This window comes from Streptomyces sp. NPDC020875, assembly GCF_040641415.1.
Lineage (GTDB): Bacteria > Actinomycetota > Actinomycetes > Streptomycetales > Streptomycetaceae > Streptomyces.
Genome location: NZ_JBFADP010000002.1, coordinates 169,640 through 187,306, shown reverse-complemented (window position 1 = coordinate 187,306; position 17,667 = coordinate 169,640). Strand labels below are relative to the sequence as shown.

The window sequence follows — 17,667 nt, the reverse complement described above, 5'->3', positions numbered from 1 at the left end:
GGACGGTGCACATCGCACGGGTGCCGGGGCCGGTGCGCGATCGCCCGTACGGACCCGGGGCAGCCCCCTGGTCCCCCATTCGCCCCCGGGTCCGCCGCGCCCAGGACCGGAGCGGGTGAACCCCATCGGACCGAGAGGTGGACTTCTGTGAACTTGCGGGACCTGGTGTACAGGCTCTACGCACGCCGGGTGGAAGGCCGACTCGACCACGCGCAGGTGCCCAAGCACATCGGAGTCATCCTCGACGGCAACCGGCGCTGGGCCCGCGCCTCCGGCGGCACCGCCGAGCAGGGCCACCAGGCCGGTGCCAGCAAGATCCAGGAGCTGCTCGGCTGGTGCGCCGAGACCGATGTCGAGGTCGTCACCCTCTGGATGCTCTCCACCGACAACCTCGACCGGCCCGACAACGAGCTGGTCCCCCTGCTCGGCATCATCGAGCAGTCCGTCCGGGAGATGGCCGCCGACGGCCGCTGGCGGGTCCACCACGTCGGCACCCTCGATCTGCTGCCCGCCAGGACCCAGACCGTATTGAAGGAGGCGGAGCAGGCCACCCTCGGACATACCGGGATACTCGTCAACGTCGCCGTCGGCTACGGCGGCCGGCAGGAGATCGCCGACGCGGTCCGGTCCCTGCTCCAGGAGCACGCCGAGCGGGGCACCGGCATCGAGGAGCTGGCCGAGACCGTCGACATCGACCTGATCTCCGAGCATCTCTACACCCGCGGCCAGCCCGATCCCGATCTGGTCATCCGGACCAGCGGCGAACAGCGGCTCTCCGGCTTCATGCTCTGGCAGAGCGCCCATTCCGAGTACTACTTCTGCGAAGTCTTCTGGCCGGCCTTCCGGAAGGTCGACTTCCTGCGCGCCCTGCGCGACTACGCGGCCCGCCACCGCCGCTACGGCGGCTGACCGGACCCGCCCCGCCGGGGCCCGGACCGGTTCCGCTTCCCGGCTTCACCCGCTGTTCTCCCATCCGTCGCCGCCCCTCGCGGCATGGCGGCCCCTGATCGAGGGCATATTCCCGGCAGGTCACGGCGTCCGGCCCACGGACGCCGGATCTCCGTGGGCGGCTCACGCCGCCCGCCCGGGAGGCCCTTTGCACACGAAGGAACGCACCCTCGGTGCGGACCGGGCGGAGGGCCGGAGCTCGGCCCGTGCACTGCGGCCCGCAGCCCGGCTCTCCCCGCCTGACGGCGGGGCCGGTCCCCCGCCGTCCGTGGCGGGCGGGCCCTGGCCCGCGACGGCACCGGTCCGTCGACCTCTTCCGAGGGGGTACGTCCTTCCGTGGTGAACAGCAGCTCTAAGCGCCGCATGCCCGACCGGCGCACGTATGTTCTCGACACCAGCGTCCTGCTGGCCGACCCCAGCGCGCCGACCCGCTTCGAGGAGCACGAGGTCGTGCTCCCGATCGTGGTCATCACCGAACTGGAGGCCAAGCGGCACCATCCCGAACTGGGGTACTTCGCCCGGCAGGCGCTCCGTCTGCTGGACGAGTTCCGTATCCGGTACGGCCGGCTGGACGCCCCGCTTCCGCTCGGCGAACTCGGCGGCACCCTCCGGGTCGAGCTGAACCACTCCGATCCCGGGGTCCTGCCCGCCGGTTTCCGGCTCGGCGACAACGACTCCCGGATCCTGGCGGTGGCGCGGAACCTCCAGGCCGAGGGGTACGACGTCACCGTCGTCTCCAAGGACCTGCCACTGCGGATCAAGGCGTCGTCGGTCGGTCTCCTCGCCGAGGAGTACCGCGCGGAACTGGCCATCACGGACTCCGGCTGGACCGGAATGGCCGAACTGACCCTCCCCGCCGACCAGGTCGACCTGCTGTACGGGGGAGAGGAGAGCGTCTACGTCCCCGAGGCGGCCGAACTCCCGGTCCACACCGGACTGGTCCTCCAGTCCGACCGGGGCAAGGCGCTCGGCCGGGTCACCGCCGAGGGGAACGTCCGGCTGGTCCGGGGCGACCGGGAGGCGTTCGGCATCCACGGCCGCAGCGCCGAGCAGCGGATCGCCCTCGATCTGCTGCTCGACCCCGAGGTCGGCATCGTCTCCCTCGGCGGCCGGGCCGGAACCGGCAAGTCGGCGCTGGCGCTCTGCGCCGGACTCGAAGCCGTACTGGAGCGGCGGCAGCACCAGAAGGTGATGGTCTTCCGTCCCCTCTACGCGGTCGGCGGCCAGGAACTGGGCTATCTGCCGGGCACCGAGGCCGAGAAGATGAACCCCTGGGCGCAGGCCGTCTTCGACACCCTGTCGGCCGTCGCGGGCCGTGAGGTCATCGAGGAGGTCCTGGAGCGGGGCATGCTGGAGGTCCTGCCGCTCACCCATATCCGGGGCCGGTCGCTCCACGACGCCTTCGTCATCGTCGACGAGGCCCAGTCCCTGGAGCGGAACGTCCTGCTGACGGTGCTCTCCCGGATCGGCTCCGACTCGCGGGTGGTGCTCACCCACGACGTGGCCCAGCGGGACAATCTGCGGGTCGGCCGGTACGACGGAGTGGTCGCCGTGGTCGAGAAACTGAAGGGCCATCCGCTCTTCGCCCATGTCACGCTCACCCGCTCCGAGCGCTCCCGGATCGCCGCACTGGTCACCGAGATGCTGGAGGACGGACACCTGTAGCGCCGGTAACACCCGTAGCACCGGTAAGCCGGTGCGAACCGTATGGACCGGTGCGAACCGGTTCGGTCGACTTCGGGTCCTCCGGGACCTCTCAGGACAACTCGGCCGCTTTTACGGCGCCGTTCCGCGCAAGGCGCAAGAGCCTAGCGGGACGGCGCCGTTCCGTATCGCCGTTCGGCCGAAAAACTCGGGGCTTAACCCATGTGAGCTTTCCCACGCAACCGGGAATTGCCTTGCGGTGCCGGGTTCCGGCAGAGTCTTGCTTCCGTCAGGCCCCGCACACGACACTCGCGTACCACCCGTGGTGCTCCGCACCGCGGCCACAACTCCACAGCTGCCGTCGTGTGCCGCCCGGAAGCTGTACCGGCCACTCCCGGACGGGAGTCGGCCACGGGCCAGCGCCTCCCGTGACCCTTTTCAGTGGAGGCCCGAGCCAGGGGCACGATTCGCCCGCGGGGTCACCTGTGCGGGTGATGCTGGAAGGAAACCGTGTGAGCCGGATCTCGGTCCGGGGATTCGCGGTGGCGTCGGCCACCGCGGTCACCACCGTCGGAGCCGTTGTCGGCGTTGCCTCGGGCAACCCCCAGTCCTCGGACACCGTGGAGACGGCCGCGTCCGACGCGACCACCACTCTCCTCGCGGACGTCCCGGCGGGCGAACAGGTCCAGGTTCAGGCCCTGACGCTGGCCGAGCAGGCGAACGCCCAGTCCGCGATCGCGGAGGCGTCGGCCAAGAAGTCGGCCGAGGAGTCCGCCCGCGTCGCCGCCGCCGAAGCAGCCAAGGACAAGAAGGCCGCCGCCGAGGCCAAGGTGAAGAAGGAACGCGAGGAGGCGAAGAAGCGGGCCGCGCGCAAGGCCGCCGCCGCCCGGGACGCCTCCAGCTTCACCCCCAAGTCCTCGTACTCCATCTCCGAAGTCAAGGACATGGCCCGGCAGATGGTTCCGGCCGGACAGTTCCAGTGCTTCAGCAACATCATCGAGCGCGAGTCCAACTGGAACTATCTCGCGCAGAACCCCTCGTCGGGTGCGTACGGCCTGGTCCAGGCCCTGCCCGGGTCGAAGATGTCGTCGGCCGGTGCCGACTGGCGGACCAACCCGGCCACCCAGATCAAGTGGGGCCTGAAGTACATGGACAGCCGCTACGGCAGCCCCTGCGGCGCCTGGTCCTTCTGGCAGAACAACAAGTGGTACTGACCAGGCCGGGGCGGTTCCCCCGGACCTCCGGACGAACCCCCTGAATCACCGTGGTCGCTCAACTTCGCGGAACCCCTCACCGTCTCTGGGTGAGGGGTTCCGTCGTGTTGTTGTAGCGTCAACGGACTCCGGGGCACCGGGGGATCTCAGGGGGGAACATTGGGGGATGTCATGTCACGACTGCCGGGTTGGCTGGCCGGAGCCGCGGCCGGGCTGAGCCGGGCGTCGGAGCTGCTGCAGGAACGCCGGACCGCGGCGGCGGAGGAGAACAACGGCCCTGACGGAACCGACGGCATCGGCGGCACCGGCGGCGACGGGCGGGACCGAGGCGGCCCGGCCGCCGGGAAGCCGGGCGCCGCGACCGCCGGGGCGGACGACGCCGCTACGACGGGCACCGGCACCGCCGTCGTACCGCCGCCGCCCGACTACGCGCCCGCCGTACCGCCCCGCCCCGATCCCACATCGGCCATCCCCTGGGGAATCCGGGTCGCCGCCGAGGCCGGCTGGCGACTGCTGGTCCTGGCCGGGGTGTTCTGGGTGCTGATGAAGGTGATCAGCGCCGTCCAGCTGGTGATGATGTCCTTCGTCGCCGCCCTGCTGATCACGGCCCTGCTCCATCCGACCGTCGCCCGGCTGAAGCGCTGGGGCATGCCGCGCGGACTGGCCACCGCCCTGACCGCGGTCCTCGGCTTCGTGGTGATGGGCCTGGTCGGCTGGTTCGTGGTCTGGCAGGTGATGGAGAATCTCGACACCCTCTCCGAGAAGGTGCGGGACGGTATCGACGAGCTGAAGCTCTGGCTGCTCGACAGCCCCTTCCATGTCACCGAGTCGCAGATCAACGACATCGCCGACAACCTCAGCGACGCCATCGGCAACAACACCCAGGAGATCACCAGCGCCGGACTCCAGGGCGTGACGGTGATCGTGGAGTTCCTGACCGGCATCCTGCTGGCGATGTTCTCCACCCTCTTCCTGCTCCACGACGGCGACCGGATCTGGCGCTGGACCCTCAAACTGGTGCCCGCCCAGGCCCGGGAAGGGGTCGCCGGAGCCGGACCCAGGGCCTGGCGGACCCTGACCGCCTATGTCCGGGGCACCGTGATCGTGGCCCTGATCGACGCCATCTTCATCGGGCTCGGGATCTACTTCCTCGATGTCCCGATGGCCGTACCGCTCGCCGTCTTCATCTTCCTGTTCGCCTTCATCCCGCTGGTCGGCGCGGTGATCTCGGGGGCGCTCGCGGTGGTCGTGGCGCTGGTGGCCCAGGGCCCGTTCACGGCCCTGATGGTGCTCGCGGTGGTACTCGCGGTCCAGCAGATCGAGGGCCATGTGCTCCAGCCGTTCATCCTGGGCCGGGCGGTCCGGGTCCATCCGCTGGCGGTCGTACTGGCGGTCGCGGTCGGCGGGATCACGGCGGGTATCGGCGGTGCGGTGGTCGCGGTACCGCTGGTCGCCGTCGGCAATACGGTCGTCGGCTATCTGCGGGCGTACGGTAGGGAACAGACGGCGCGCGGCACGGTACCGGCCGCGGCGGTACCGGTGACCGGGGCCGTCTCCGCCGCCGTACCTGCACAGATCTCGGCGGGCCCCGCGGATTCGCCGGGCCGCCCGGCACCCGAGGACCCGCCCCGGTCGGCCGGGGCACCGGAGCCGGTGCCGTCCGCCGGGCCGGGCACGGACGGACCGGTGGGGGATTCGCCCCCGGCCGGAGAGGAGCCCAGATGATCACCGAACCCGAACTGGTCGGCGGGGACGAGCCGGAGAGAGCCCGCGCCTGGCACGCCGGACCGGGGGAGCGGATACCGGACGGCGACCCGGAACGACGCCCGCCTGCCGAGGAAGTGGCGACCGGCGGCGAGAGCGGCGGCGGCCGACGCGTGCCGAAAAAGGGCTGGCAGTGGGCGCTCGGCGGTGCCCTGCTGGCCTCCGTCCTGTGGGCGGGCGGACTGTACGCGTACTCCGCGACCACCGACGACGCTCTGGACACCGGGCCGTACCGGGCGGTGGACGACCTGTGCCAGGTCGCGTCGTTGCCGAAGCTCACCGCGGCGCTGGGCAAGAAGGCACCGACGAGGTTCGACGAGGAGTACCGTCATCCGGCCAGGGACCAGTCGGTCTGCAACATGGAGCTGGTTCTGAAGCCGGGCGAGGTCCCGGCGGGTCTGACGACCGGAAATTCGGCTCAGGACGACCTCGCCCTGACCACCAATGTGATGATCGTCTACACACTGCACAAGAAGACCGACCCCGGCCCCGAGTTCGACGCGGTCGTCGCGGCTCAGGCGAAGCAGATGACCCGCGAGCCGGAGCGGCTGAAGGGGCTCGGTGAACGGGCCTATCTGATCGACGACGACGGGATGTACACCAACCTGCACATCCTCGACGGCCAAGCGGTGATCGAGCTGACCAGCGATACCTACCGGCCGGAGGTGGAGACCGGCAACGGCGTCCCCGAGCCGGTCAAGCGCCGGGGCCCGCTGATCGAGGACGCCAGGACACTGCTGAAGGAGCTGCGGTCCGGCCGGGGCTGACCCCCGGAGCCGTGGCGCACGGAAAGGGGCCCGTACGACTCATCAGTCGTACGGGCCCCTTCACCTGGGCCGTTCGGCGGTACGGGCTCAGCCCGCGAGCGCCGCCTCGGCTTCGAGGGTCGTACCCACGGCCTGGACGACGGAAGCGATCTTGAACGCCTCCTGGACCGTCTCGCGGTCCACGCCCGCCTTGCGGAGCACCTGCTCGTGCGAGTCGAGGCACTGGCCGCAGCCGTTGACGGCGGAGACGGCGAGCGACCACAGCTCGAAGTCGACCTTCTCCACGCCCGGGTTGCCGATGACGTTCATCCGCAGACCGGCGCGGAGGGTGCCGTACTCCGGGTCGGAGAGCAGATGCCGGGTCCGGTAGAAGACGTTGTTCATCGCCATCACCGCGGCGGCGGCCTTCGCGGCCTGGTACGCCTCGGGCGTCAGGTTCGCCTTGGCCTCCGGCTCCAGCTCACGCAGGACGATCGGGCTGCGCGAGGCGATCGCAGTGGCCAGAACGGTGCCCCACAGCTGCTGCTGGGTGAGCTTGTCGTTGTTGCCGATGACCGAGCCCAGGTTGAGCTTCAGGTCCTTGGCGTAGTCCGGTATGGCGGACTTCAGCGTGTCGAGGGCCATGGGTCACTCACCGGCCAGCAGCGCGACCGGGTCGAGGGTGCCCTCGCCCTTGGTCCAGTTGCACGGGCACAGCTCGTCCGTCTGGAGCGCGTCGAGGACCCGGAGGACCTCCTTCGGGTTACGGCCCACGGATCCGGCGGTCACCATGGTGAACTGGATCTCGTTGTTCGGGTCGACGATGAAGACGGCGCGCTGGGCGAAGCCGTCCGCGCCCTCGATGCCGAGGTCGCGCATCAGCTCGTGCTTGGAGTCGGCCAGCATCGGGAAGGGCAGGTCGCGCAGGTCGGCGTGGTCCTTGCGCCAGGCGTGGTGGACGAACTCCGAGTCACCGGAGAAGCCGAGGATCTGGGCGTCGCGGTCGGCGAACTCGTCGTTCAGCTTGCCGAAGGCGGCGATCTCGGTGGGGCAGACGAAGGTGAAGTCCTTCGGCCAGGCGAAGACGACCTTCCACTTGCCCTCGTAGGACTTGTGGTTGATGACCTCGAACTCCTTGCCGCTCTCCAGGGAGACGCAAGCCGTCAGTTCGAAGGTGGGGAACTGGTCGCCGACAGTCAGCACGATGTTACTCCGGGTGGTTCGAGGGTTGGACAAACGCACCCTGTCACAGGGGGATCGAGCGGGGGAAATCGATCAAACTGGTCAGTATGATTCGGTCGCCCGATCAATCCCGGTGATCCGCCGAGGTCGCCGCCGGTGTCGGAGGCGGGCGGGGAGCGGCAGGTCAGGAGCGTCGGGTCAGGGAGTCGTAGGCGAACTCCAGGGCCTCTTCGTGGTTCCGGCCGGTGTCCACATAGATCTGGCCGGACCGTTCGCACTCCGCGCGGAGGGTGGCGCTCCGCTCCCGGACGAGGGCCGCCGTCCGTTCGTACGCCTCGGGGGGCGAGCCCGCCAGCCAGTCGTCGGGGGCGGCCCGGAGCAGGGCCGGGGTGAGGCCGGTGTTGCCGAGGAAGACCGCGGTGCGGGGGATGCCCGCGGCGGCCAGTGCGGTAGCCGTGGCCGGAGTGATCACATCGCCCTCGACCGTATAGCCGTCGGCCGGGTCCGCCGGGTCGAGTGAGGCGGCGACCGCGGTGAGGAACGCCAGGAGGAAGGGCTGGGCCGGTCCGGCCTTGTCGGGATGGGCGCCGTGCCGGACGCCGTATTCGGGGGCTGCCTCCTGGAGCATCGTGACCAGGGTGTCGGTGGGGAGATAGGGCAGTCCGGCCCGCTCCAGGAGTATCAGCGTGAGGGTGGTCTTGCCGACCCTCGGCGGGCCTCCGATGAGGTGGATCATGCCGGGATGCTAGGTCCGCCCGGGATGATTTTCCGCCTCTTTCGGCGATCACCGGCGCGTTGCCGACGGTGCCGATCCGGCCGTCGCCGGGGGCCGGAACGGGGGTCCGGCCGATGGTCGGCGGGGTGAATCCGTCCTGCTCCGGGGCCCGTTCGGGCCGCGTGCGGCCATCTGCCGGAGATCGCACTTCTTGGAGGGCAGCCCTGTGACCTACGTAAATGATCTATACATGCGGTGTATACACGACGTGTATAGTCCTCGGTATGTCCATCGGTCACACCCTTCTCGGGCTCCTGGAATCCGGCCCTCGCCACGGCTACGACCTCAAACGTGCCTTCGACGAGAGATTCGGCCACGACAAGCCCCTCCACTACGGCCAGGTCTACTCGACCATGTCCCGGCTGCTGAAGAACGGCCTCGTCGAGGTGGAAGGAGTCGAGGCGGGCGGCGGCCCCGAGCGGAAGCGGTACGCCATCACCGACGCCGGGATCACCGACGTCGCCCAGTGGCTCACCCGGCCCGAGGCCCCGGAGCCGTACCTCCAGTCCGTGCTCTACACCAAGGTCGTCCTCGCCCTGCTCACCGGACGCGGCGCCGCCGAACTGCTCGACGTCCAGCGGTCCGAACATCTGCGGATGATGCGCGCCCTGACCGAGCGCAAGCGCGCCGGTGACCTCGCCGATCAGCTGATCTGCGACCACGCCCTGTTCCATCTGGAAGCCGATCTGCGCTGGCTCGAACTCACCGCCGCCCGGCTCGACAAACTCGCCCGGGAGGTCGGGGCATGACCACCGATAAGGCCGTGACGGCCCCCGAAGCCCTGCTCGTCGCCGAGGACCTGCGCAAGGCGTACGGACCCACCCCGGCGCTCGACGGCGCCCACTTCGCCATCCGCGCCGGTGAGGTCGTCGCCGTGATGGGCCCCTCCGGCTCCGGCAAGTCGACCCTGCTGCACTGTCTCGCGGGCATCGTGCCGCCGGACTCCGGCTCCATCCGCTACCAGGGCCGGGAGCTGGCCACGATCTCCGACAAGGAGCGCAGCCGGCTGCGCCGTACCGAATTCGGCTTCGTCTTCCAGTTCGGCCAGCTCGTGCCGGAACTGACCTGTCTGGAGAATGTGGCGCTGCCGCTGCGATTGGCCGGTACCGACCGCAAGACGGCCGAGGCCGAGGCCCGGAAGTGGATGGCCCGGCTGGAGGTCGACGGCATCGGGAAGCAGCGGCCCGGTGAGGTCTCCGGCGGCCAGGGCCAGCGGATCGCGGTCGCCCGCTCCCTCGTCACCACCCCCCGGGTGATCTTCGCCGACGAGCCGACCGGAGCCCTCGACTCCCTCAACGGGGAGCGGGTGATGGAGCTGTTCACCGAGGCCGCCCGGGCCACCGGCGCCGCCGTCGTCCTGGTCACCCACGAGGCCAGGGTCGCCGCCTACTCCGACCGCGAGGTCGTCGTCCGCGACGGACGTTCCCGGCTGGAGTACGCGGCATGACCCCCGGCACCTGGGCCCGGGACCTCGCCCTCGGAGTGCGCTTCGGCGCCTCCGGCGGACGCGAGGGCTGGATCCGTACCCTGCTCACCGCCTTCGGTGTGGGCGTCGGCGTCACCATGCTGCTGCTCGCCGCCTCCGTCCCGAACATGATCGAAGGCCGGGACGTCCGGGGCGACACCCGGACCCCGATCGAGATCAAGGCGCTCGGCTCGCCGGACCGCCCGGCCACCGAGACCACCGTGGCCTGGCGGGCCGTCCACGACGACTACCGAGGCCAGGCGATCTCCGGCGCGATCCTGCGGGCCGAGGGCGCCGACCCCGTCCGCCCGCCCGGGGTGTCCGTCTTCCCGAAGCCCGGCGAGATGATCGTCTCGCCCGCCCTCGCCGAACTCCTCGCCTCCCCCGGGGGCGAGCTGCTCCGCGAGCGGTACGACGGGCGGATCGCCGGAACCATCGGCGACCAGGGGCTGCTCGGCCCCAATGAGCTGCACGTCTATCTCGGCAGCGACACCCTCAGCACCGAGAAGGGCGGCACCCGGATCACCGGGTACGACGAACGGTCCGCCGCCTCCGACCCCTGGGACCCGGTCCTGATCGTCCTGATCGTGCTGATCTGTGTGGCGCTGCTGGTCCCGGTCGCGGTCTTCGTCGCCGCCGCCGTCCGGTTCGGCGGCGAACGCCGCGACCGGCGGCTCGCCGCCCTCCGGCTGATCGGCGCCGACACCCGGTCGGTCCGCCGGATCGCGGCGGGCGAGGCACTGTTCGGGGCGCTGCTCGGACTGGTGGTCGGGATCGGCCTGTTCGCGGCGGTCCGGCCGCTGGCCGCCCGGATCACCCTCTACGATCTCAGCGCCTTCCCCGCCGACGTCCTGCCGTCGCCGGTCTCCGGTGCCCTGGTCCTGGTGGCCGTCCCGGTCGCCGCCGTCGCCGTCACCCTGGTCGCGCTGCGGTCCGTGGCGATCGAGCCGCTGGGAGTCGTACGGAACGCCAAGGCCCGGCCCCGCAGGCTCTGGTGGCGGCTGCTGCTCCCGGTCGCCGGGGTCGCGCTGGTCCTGGCGGGCGGACGGCTGGACGGCGATTCGGCGGCCGACGACGGGGTGATCCCCGTCGCCTTCGGCGCCGTACTCGTCCTCGGCGGGCTGACCACCATGCTGCCGTGGCTGATCGACGCCCTCGTCGGGCGGCTGCGCGGCGGCCCGGTGCCCTGGCAGCTGGCGATCCGCCGGCTCCAGCTGAGCAGTGGTGCCGCGGCCCGCGCGGTCAGCGGGATCATGGCCGCGGTCGCCGGTGGCGTCGCCCTCCAGATGCTCTTCGCCGGGGTGTCGGGCAACTTTCACAAGGCGACGGGCCAGGATCCGTCCCGGGCGGCGCTCGCCGTCACCGCCGATGTCGACGGGGAGCGGGCCGCCGGGGACCTGGTCACCAGCATCACCGGGGCCGAGGGCGTACGGAAGGTCACCGGCGTCGTCCAGTCGTTCCTCTACCGGGAGGCCACCCCGGAGGGCCAGCCGAGCGTCCGGGTCACCGTCGGCGACTGTGCCGCCCTGCGGGAACTGGCGACTGTCCGGAGCTGCGCCGACGGTGACTCCTTCGCCGTCCGCGGGCCGGACCCGGACACCAACGCGAACACCGACCGGACCGTGGTCAAGGGGAAGTCCCTGCTGCTGCGGTCCGCGGAAGCCGAGGACGGCGCCGCCGACCCCGCGACCGGCGGCAAGACCCCGGTCCCGACCTGGGACGTACCCGCCGATCTGCCGACCGTCACCGCCGTCAGGGACGCCCAGGGGCAGTTCCAGACGGGAGTGTTCGCCACCCCCGGCGCACTCGACGTCGACGGGCTGGAGTCGCCGGACGTACTGGCCCTGGTCGCCGTCGACGAGCGGATCCCCGACCGGGTGGAGCACATCCGCAACGCGGTCGCCCGGGTCGATCAGATCGCCATGGTGTCCGAGCTCCAGGCGGTCGAGACGAGCAACCGGTTCGCCAACGTCGAACGGGGCATGCTGATCGGCTCGATCGGCACCCTGGCACTGATCGCCGCCTCGATGCTGGTCTCCCAGCTCGAACAGTTGCGGGAGCGCAGGCGACTGCTCGCGGCGCTGGTCGCCTTCGGCACCCGGCGGTCGACCATCGCCTGGTCGGTGCTCTGGCAGACCGCCGTACCCGTACTCCTCGGGACGACCGTCGCGGTCGTCGGCGGAATCGGCCTCGGGCTGGTCCTGCTGCGGATGGTCAGCGGCCAGGTCGCGAACTGGTGGGGCTTCCTGCCGGTGGCCGGGGCCGGTGGCGCGGTGATCCTGGCGGTGACGGCGTTCAGCCTGCCGTCGCTGTACCGAATGATGCGGCCGGACGGGCTCCGTACGGAGTAGGGGGTTTCTTTCGGATCAGGCCGGATCAGTGAGCGGTGCCAGGGCACGCGAGCCCGGCAAGATCCGAAAGAGACAACCCAGCCGGGCGGGAGTACGGAGCCGGGCGCGGCGCCCCTCGGGGGAGGCGCGCGTCCGGGTCCCGTACCGCCGCGCCCCCGCCGGGCCCGGTGTCCGCTACCCCGCGCCGCCCGGGACCGCGTCCCGGGCGGCGTCCCCGTCCGGGGTCCTGAGCCGTACGGGCAGGGAGGCCAGCGCACCCCGCAACGAGCGGGCGAACTCCTCGAACTCGTCCTGGCGGGCCGCGCCCGACCGCATGGCCAGGGCGATCCGGCGGGCCGGGGCGGGCTCGGCGAACCATCCGTTCGCCAGGCCGCCCCGGCCGGTCTCCACCTCCACCGCCGTCCTCGGCAGCAGGGTCACCCCGAGACCGCCCGCGACCAGCTGGACCAACGTGGCCAGGCCCGCCGCCGTGGTCGTCACCGGGGTCTGCTCGTCCCGGCCCGCCTCCCGGCACACATCGAGCGCCTGATCACGCAGACAGTGCCCCTCGTCGAGCAGCAGCAGCGGCAGCTCGCGCAGCTCGTCCCGGGGAATGTCCCGGCGGTCGGCCAGCGGATGCCCCTCCGGCACGACCAGGACGAAGTCCTCGTCGAACAGCGGGATCTCGGTCACCCCCGGCACCCCCAGCGGCACCGCGAGCAGCAGCAGATCGAGCCGCCCGGCCGCCAGCCCCTCCAGCAGCGACGACGTCTGCTCCTCGTGGACCTGGAGATCGAGCCGCGGATAGGTGCCGTGGACCAGCCGGAGCACGTTCGGCAGCAGATAGGGCGCGACCGTGGGGATCACCCCGAGCCGCAGGACACCGGTGAACGGGGCCCGTACCGCCGCCGCCTCCTCCATCAGCTCGCCGACCGCGTCCAGCACCACCTTGGTCCGGGCCGCCAGCCGCTCACCGGCCGGGGAGAGCAGCACCTTGCGGGTCGTCCGCTCCACGAGCTGCACCCCCAGCGTCTCCTCCAGCGCCGATACGGCCCCGGAGAGCGCGGGCTGGCTCATCCCGATCGCCGCCGCCGCGTCCCGGAAGTGCAGATGCTCGGCCACCGCCGCGAAAGCCCGCAGCTGCGCCAGGCTGGGCTGCTTGCCCCGGTTCGCCGTGACCATTGATACCTTCTTCCTATCGTTCGTCCCGATGTTAATCGGTCGGACGAGGCGATCCGGACCGGGCCCTTCCGGCGGCCCCCGCCGACCCGGCCCGGGACCGGGTGGTACGAAAGGGGGCATGAGCAGCAGCGACGGCGCGGGCGGTACGGACGGCGCGGACTGTATGCGCGGCGGACGGCCGACGGCGGTCACCGCGCCCGGTGAACCCTCCGCCGAGACGATCCGTACCGGCGGCGAGGCCGTCTTCTCCGCGCTCGCCGAGCGCTACCGGCACGAACTGCGGGTCCACATCTACCGCATGCTCGGCTCCTTCACCGACGCCGAGGACCTCGTACAGGAGACCCTGCTCAAGGCATGGCGGCGGCGCGAGACCTTCGAAGGCCGGTCCACCTTCCGCGCCTGGCTCTACCGCATCGCCACCAACACGGCCCTCGACTTCCTCGCCGGACCCGCCCGCACCCGCGAGATCGCCCTCGCCGTCGACAGCGCCGGATCACCCGCCGCCGCGCCCCTCGCCGAGGTCACCTGGCTCCAGCCCTACCCCGACGAGCTCCTCGACCTCGCCGCCCCCGGCCACGGCGAACCCCACACCGTCGCCATCGCCCGCGAAACCGTCGAACTCGCCTTCCTCGCCGCCATCCAGCATCTGCCGCCCCGCCAGCGGGCCGTCCTCATCCTCCGCGACATCGCCGGATGGCCCGCCCAGGAGACCGCCGACGCCCTCGACCTCAGCCTCCCCTCGGTCAAGAGCGCCCTCCAACGGGCCCGGACCACCCTCCGCGACCACCTGCCCGAACGGCGCGCCGACTGGGGCGCCGCCACCGAGCCCAGCGCCGCCGAGCGGGCCGTACTCCAGCGGTATCTGGCCGCCTCCCGCGACGCCGACCTGTCGGCCCTCGCCCTGCTGCTGCGCGAGGACGTCCGCCAGGCCATGCCCCCGCACCATCTGCTCTTCGACGGACGCGCGGCCGTACTCGACCTCTGGCGCCCCGTCCTGGCGGGCGACGAACCATGGGGCGAATGGCGTTCGGTGGCCCATGCCGTCAACCGGCAGCCCGCCGCCGTCAGCTACCTCCGGCGCCCCGGCGAGACCGTCTTCACCGCGATCAACGCGGACGTCCTGCGGATCGAGGACGGCCTGATCGCCGAGATCACCACCTTCGACCCCGAACTGCTGCCGGGACTCGCCCTCACCCTCGCGGAGTGACGCGGGTCACAGAATCCGTACCGATTCCTTTTCTCCGGGCCGCCCGTCACATGGGCGACACCTACGGAGAACGAGGAGCACCACCATGGCCGAGAACGCGACCCTTGAGACCGCGACCACGACCGACGCCGCCACCGCCGGGCCCGATGCCGCCCTGCGCGCCCTCGACCGGCTGGTCGGCACCTGGCGCGTCGGCGGCGGCGCCGAGGGCACGGTCACCTACCGCTGGCTGGAAGGCGGCTACTTCCTCGTCCAGGACATCGCGCTGGAGCAGTACGGCCAGCCGGTCGTCGGCGTCGAGATGATCGGACGTCTCAAGGAGTTCGGCGCGGAGGCGCCCGGCGAGGACATCCGGTCCCGCTACTACGACAGCATGGGCAACACCTTCGACTACGTCTACGAGATCGAGGGCGACACCCTCACCATCTGGGGCGGCGAGAAGGGGTCCCCGGCCTACTACAAGGCCGACTTCAGCGCCGACGGGAACACGCTCTCCGGGGCGTGGGTCTACCCCGGTGGCGGCGGCTACGACTCCACGATGACGCGCGTGGCGTAACGGTGCGCGCGTGGGAACCGGGCGCGACGCCGACTTGTTGAGGGCCCTTGGGCGGCCCCCGCCGGGGCTCTCCGGGGAGGACCCGCCACTACCGGGCCGCGCCGTGGGGCCTGATGTTGTTCGCGGCCCGCGGCCCGGTGGGTGGCTTGTCTCGCAGTTCCCCGAGCCCCTGGTTGCTTCCCCCGAACCGCCTTCGGGAGGGGAACGCCCTCCCGGCGGGAGGGGTAGTGCCTCTTCCGGAGGAGTTCCGGCCGCACCACCGTCGTGGCTGGTCGCGCAGTTCCCCGCGCCCCTAAAAGCTCTTCCTCTCCCCGCCCCTGTGAAAGGGGCCCGCCTCTCGGCAAGGGCGACGAGGAGGGCAACCCAGGGGCTCGGGGAACTGCGAGACCAGCCACCCACCGGGCCGCAGGCCGCGAACAACGCCAGGCCGCCGGGCGCGACCCGGGCTTCGAGAGGGGGACCGCGTCCCGGTCGTCGCGAGGGCGCCCGGCGCAAGGGGCGTCGCGGGGTGACGGGGAACCCCGGGTCAGGCCGTGAAGCCGCCGTCCACCGCGATCTGCGCCCCCGTCACATACGCCGCCTCCGGCCCCGCCAGATACGTCACCATCGCCGCTATCTCCTCCGGTCGCGCGTACCGGCCGACCGCCGTATAGCCGTGGATCGTTTTCGCGAGGGGGCCGTCCTCGGGGTTCATGTCGGTGTCCGTCGCGCCGGGGTGGACGGTGTTGACGGTGATGCCCCGGCCGCCGACCTCCCGCGCCAGCGCCTTCGTCATGCCGATCAGCGCGGCTTTGCTGGTGGAGTAGAGGGAGAAGCCGGGGAAGGGGATGTAGCTCGCGACATTGCTGCCGATGCCGATGATCCGGCCCCCGTCGGACATATGCGGCAGGGCGGCTCTGGCGGCCAGCAGGGGGGCCCGGACGTTGACCTTCAGGGTGCGGTCGATCTGTTCCACGGTCAGCTCCTCCAGCGGTGCGACCGTGAATTCGGCGGCGTTGTTGACCAGGATGTCGAGCCGTCCGAAGACTTTCGCGGCGCGGTCGACCGCCGCCCGGACCGCGTCGGGGTCGGCGCTGTCGGCCCGGACGGCGAGCGCCCGCCGCCCGGCGGCCTCGATCCGGGCGACGGCGGCGGCGGCCCGTTCGGCGTCCCGTGTGTAGGTGATCGCGACATCGGCGCCCTGTTCGGCCAGCCGGACGGCGACGGCCGCGCCGATGCCCCGTCCGCCGCCGGTGACCAGTGCTGCTTTTCCGTCGATTCGGTTCATGTGACCGATCCTGGCGAACCGGGGGCGCCGGTTCCGGCGGTAATCGGACGTCGCGTACGACTCCCCGCGGGGAGCGTCAGCCCTCGTCACCGCCCCGGCCGGCTTCGCCGCCCCCGTCGGCCGCTCCGGCCCCGTCGCGGCCGGTGTCCGTGTCCGGCGCGGCCTTCGGGGGGCGTCCCCGTCTGCGGATCGGGGTCGTATCGCCCGGCAGTCTGCCCTGCTCCGCCAGGGCCCGGCGGAGCAGGAACTCGATCTGCGCGTTGGCGCTCCGCAGTTCGTCGGAGGCCCAGCGGGCGAGTGCCTCGTACACCGCCGGGTCCAGCCGCAGCAGCACCTGTTTGCGCGGCGGAGGCGGCGGTGGGGGAGGGGGCGGCGGCGCGGGCGGCGGGGTCACTGGTAGAGCGTGCCCGTGTTGATGACCGGCTGCGCCGAGCGGTCCCCGCAGAGGACCACCATCAGGTTGGAGACCATCGCCGCCTTCCGCTCCGGGTCGAGATCGACGACGTCGTCCTCCGCCAGCCGGTGCAGCGCCGCCTCGACCATGCCGACCGCGCCGTCCACGATCTGCCGCCGGGCGGCGACGACCGCGCCCGCCTGCTGGCGCTGGAGCATCGCGGACGCGATCTCGGGGGCGTAGGCGAGATGGGTGAACCGGGATTCGATGATCCGGACCCCGGCCGCCTCGACCCGGGCGTGGAGTTCGAGGCCGAGCTTCTCGGTGATCTCCTCGGCGTTGCCGCGGAGGGAGAGCCCGTTCTCGTCATGGGCGTCGTACGGGTACTCGATGGCGATATGGCGGACGGCCGCCTCGGTCTGGGTGGCGACGAACTCCAGGAAGTCGTCCACCTCGAACATCGCCTGGGCGGTGTCCTCGACCCGCCAGACGACCACGGCGGCCAGTTCGATCGGATTGCCGTAGGCGTCGTTGACCTTGAGGACGGCGGTCTCGTGGTTGCGGACCCGGGTGGAGATCCGCTCGCGGGAGGTGAGCGGATTGACCCAGCGCAGTCCGTCGGTGCGGATCGTGCCCCGGTAGCGGCCGAAGAGCTGGACGACCCGGGCCTCACCGGGCGCCACCATGTTCAGCCCGGCCATGGCGACGGCGGCGGCGGTCGCCACCACGATGCCCAGGGGGATCAGGGTCGCCCGCGCGGCCACCGACTCCACCAGGGCCGCCGCGACCACTAGCAGGGCGCCGGTGGCGACTCCGGCCGTGCCCAGCAGCAGGGCGAGCCCGCCGCCGATGCTGCGGGCCGGGAACTCCCGTACCGCCGGTACGGACTGTTCCGGTCTGTCGTGCCGGTCCGTCGCCGCGATGTCGTGGGACATCGAACCCCCCTGTGTCACCCGTGGCCGTCCGCCCTTCCGGCGGCGAACCACTGCTAGC

17 protein-coding genes are annotated in these 17,667 nt (G+C 71.6%); 10 read left to right on the top strand and 7 right to left on the bottom strand.

The features are described 5' to 3' along the window. The first annotated feature begins 147 nt into the window (after positions 1 to 147). From AB0G74_RS02045 to AB0G74_RS02025, 5 genes are all read left to right on the top strand, one after another. Positions 148 to 909 (top strand): isoprenyl transferase, encoded by a 762-nt coding sequence (locus tag AB0G74_RS02045; protein ID WP_358827780.1) that lies wholly within the window; start codon positions 148 to 150, stop codon positions 907 to 909. A 378-nt stretch (positions 910 to 1,287) separates the two neighbouring features. Next, positions 1,288 to 2,613: a PhoH family protein gene (locus AB0G74_RS02040; RefSeq protein ID WP_361139348.1), complete on the top strand. Its 1,326-nt coding sequence runs from the start codon at positions 1,288 to 1,290 to the stop codon at positions 2,611 to 2,613. 473 nt (positions 2,614 to 3,086) lie between these two features. Continuing rightward, a complete protein-coding gene (locus tag AB0G74_RS02035; protein WP_361139345.1) occupies positions 3,087 to 3,806 on the top strand; it encodes a transglycosylase SLT domain-containing protein in 720 nt (239 codons plus the stop codon). A 171-nt stretch (positions 3,807 to 3,977) separates the two neighbouring features. Next, the gene (locus AB0G74_RS02030) at positions 3,978 to 5,531 is read left to right on the top strand and encodes an AI-2E family transporter (RefSeq protein ID WP_361139343.1); all 1,554 of its coding nucleotides are present in this window, start codon (positions 3,978 to 3,980) and stop codon (positions 5,529 to 5,531) included. Next, the gene (locus AB0G74_RS02025; RefSeq protein ID WP_361139341.1) at positions 5,528 to 6,337 is read left to right on the top strand and encodes a hypothetical protein; all 810 of its coding nucleotides are present in this window, start codon (positions 5,528 to 5,530) and stop codon (positions 6,335 to 6,337) included. Before AB0G74_RS02030 ends, AB0G74_RS02025 begins: the two co-directional genes overlap by 4 nt. Before the next feature lie 87 nt (positions 6,338 to 6,424). Here AB0G74_RS02025 and AB0G74_RS02020 read toward each other — a convergent pair whose 3' ends face one another. The 3 genes from AB0G74_RS02020 to AB0G74_RS02010 form a co-directional block, all read right to left on the bottom strand. After that, the gene (locus AB0G74_RS02020; RefSeq protein WP_361139338.1) at positions 6,425 to 6,961 is read right to left on the bottom strand and encodes an alkyl hydroperoxide reductase; all 537 of its coding nucleotides are present in this window, start codon (positions 6,959 to 6,961) and stop codon (positions 6,425 to 6,427) included. Positions 6,962 to 6,964: 3 nt separating this feature from the next. Further along, positions 6,965 to 7,519, bottom strand: a complete 555-nt coding sequence (locus AB0G74_RS02015) for a peroxiredoxin (RefSeq protein ID WP_361139335.1) — start codon at positions 7,517 to 7,519, stop codon at positions 6,965 to 6,967. Between the two features lie 163 nt (positions 7,520 to 7,682). Next, complete coding sequence (locus tag AB0G74_RS02010; protein WP_361139332.1) at positions 7,683 to 8,234, bottom strand: hypothetical protein; 552 nt, start codon at positions 8,232 to 8,234, stop codon at positions 7,683 to 7,685. Positions 8,235 to 8,497: 263 nt separating this feature from the next. On the opposite strand from AB0G74_RS02010, the gene AB0G74_RS02005 reads away from it, so the two are divergent. From AB0G74_RS02005 to AB0G74_RS01995, 3 genes are read left to right on the top strand one after another with little or no spacing between them, the layout of a single operon-like run. After that, positions 8,498 to 9,022, top strand: coding sequence for a PadR family transcriptional regulator (locus AB0G74_RS02005; protein ID WP_361139330.1), 525 nt, complete (start codon positions 8,498 to 8,500; stop codon positions 9,020 to 9,022). Further along, positions 9,019 to 9,720, top strand: coding sequence for an ABC transporter ATP-binding protein (locus AB0G74_RS02000; RefSeq protein WP_361139327.1), 702 nt, complete (start codon positions 9,019 to 9,021; stop codon positions 9,718 to 9,720). Before AB0G74_RS02005 ends, AB0G74_RS02000 begins: the two co-directional genes overlap by 4 nt. Further along, the gene (locus tag AB0G74_RS01995; RefSeq protein ID WP_361139324.1) at positions 9,717 to 12,089 is read left to right on the top strand and encodes an FtsX-like permease family protein; all 2,373 of its coding nucleotides are present in this window, start codon (positions 9,717 to 9,719) and stop codon (positions 12,087 to 12,089) included. Before AB0G74_RS02000 ends, AB0G74_RS01995 begins: the two co-directional genes overlap by 4 nt. 174 nt (positions 12,090 to 12,263) lie before the next feature. Here the strand turns inward: AB0G74_RS01995 and AB0G74_RS01990 are convergent, their stop codons facing one another. Further along, on the bottom strand, positions 12,264 to 13,250 hold the full coding sequence (locus AB0G74_RS01990; protein WP_361139321.1) for a LysR substrate-binding domain-containing protein: 987 nt from the start codon (positions 13,248 to 13,250) through the stop codon (positions 12,264 to 12,266). Between the two features lie 118 nt (positions 13,251 to 13,368). On the opposite strand from AB0G74_RS01990, the gene AB0G74_RS01985 reads away from it, so the two are divergent. Together AB0G74_RS01985 and AB0G74_RS01980 are read left to right on the top strand one after the other, a co-directional pair. Then, entirely contained in the window at positions 13,369 to 14,457 is a 1,089-nt protein-coding gene (locus tag AB0G74_RS01985; protein WP_361139318.1) for an RNA polymerase subunit sigma-70, read from the top strand. A gap of 85 nt (positions 14,458 to 14,542) precedes the next feature. Next, positions 14,543 to 15,013 (top strand): hypothetical protein, encoded by a 471-nt coding sequence (locus AB0G74_RS01980; protein ID WP_361139315.1) that lies wholly within the window; start codon positions 14,543 to 14,545, stop codon positions 15,011 to 15,013. Between the two features lie 526 nt (positions 15,014 to 15,539). On the opposite strand, the gene AB0G74_RS01975 is transcribed toward AB0G74_RS01980, so the two are convergent. From AB0G74_RS01975 to AB0G74_RS01965, 3 genes are all read right to left on the bottom strand, one after another. Next, entirely contained in the window at positions 15,540 to 16,280 is a 741-nt protein-coding gene (locus tag AB0G74_RS01975) for an SDR family oxidoreductase (RefSeq protein WP_361139312.1), read from the bottom strand. 76 nt (positions 16,281 to 16,356) lie between these two features. Next, positions 16,357 to 16,674 carry a hypothetical protein gene (locus tag AB0G74_RS01970; protein WP_361139310.1) on the bottom strand — a complete coding sequence of 106 codons (318 nt, stop codon included), beginning with the start codon at positions 16,672 to 16,674 and terminating at the stop codon, positions 16,357 to 16,359. Then, positions 16,671 to 17,609, bottom strand: coding sequence for an SPFH domain-containing protein (locus tag AB0G74_RS01965; RefSeq protein ID WP_361139307.1), 939 nt, complete (start codon positions 17,607 to 17,609; stop codon positions 16,671 to 16,673). Before AB0G74_RS01965 ends, AB0G74_RS01970 begins: the two co-directional genes overlap by 4 nt. Positions 17,610 to 17,667: the final 58 nt, after the last annotated feature.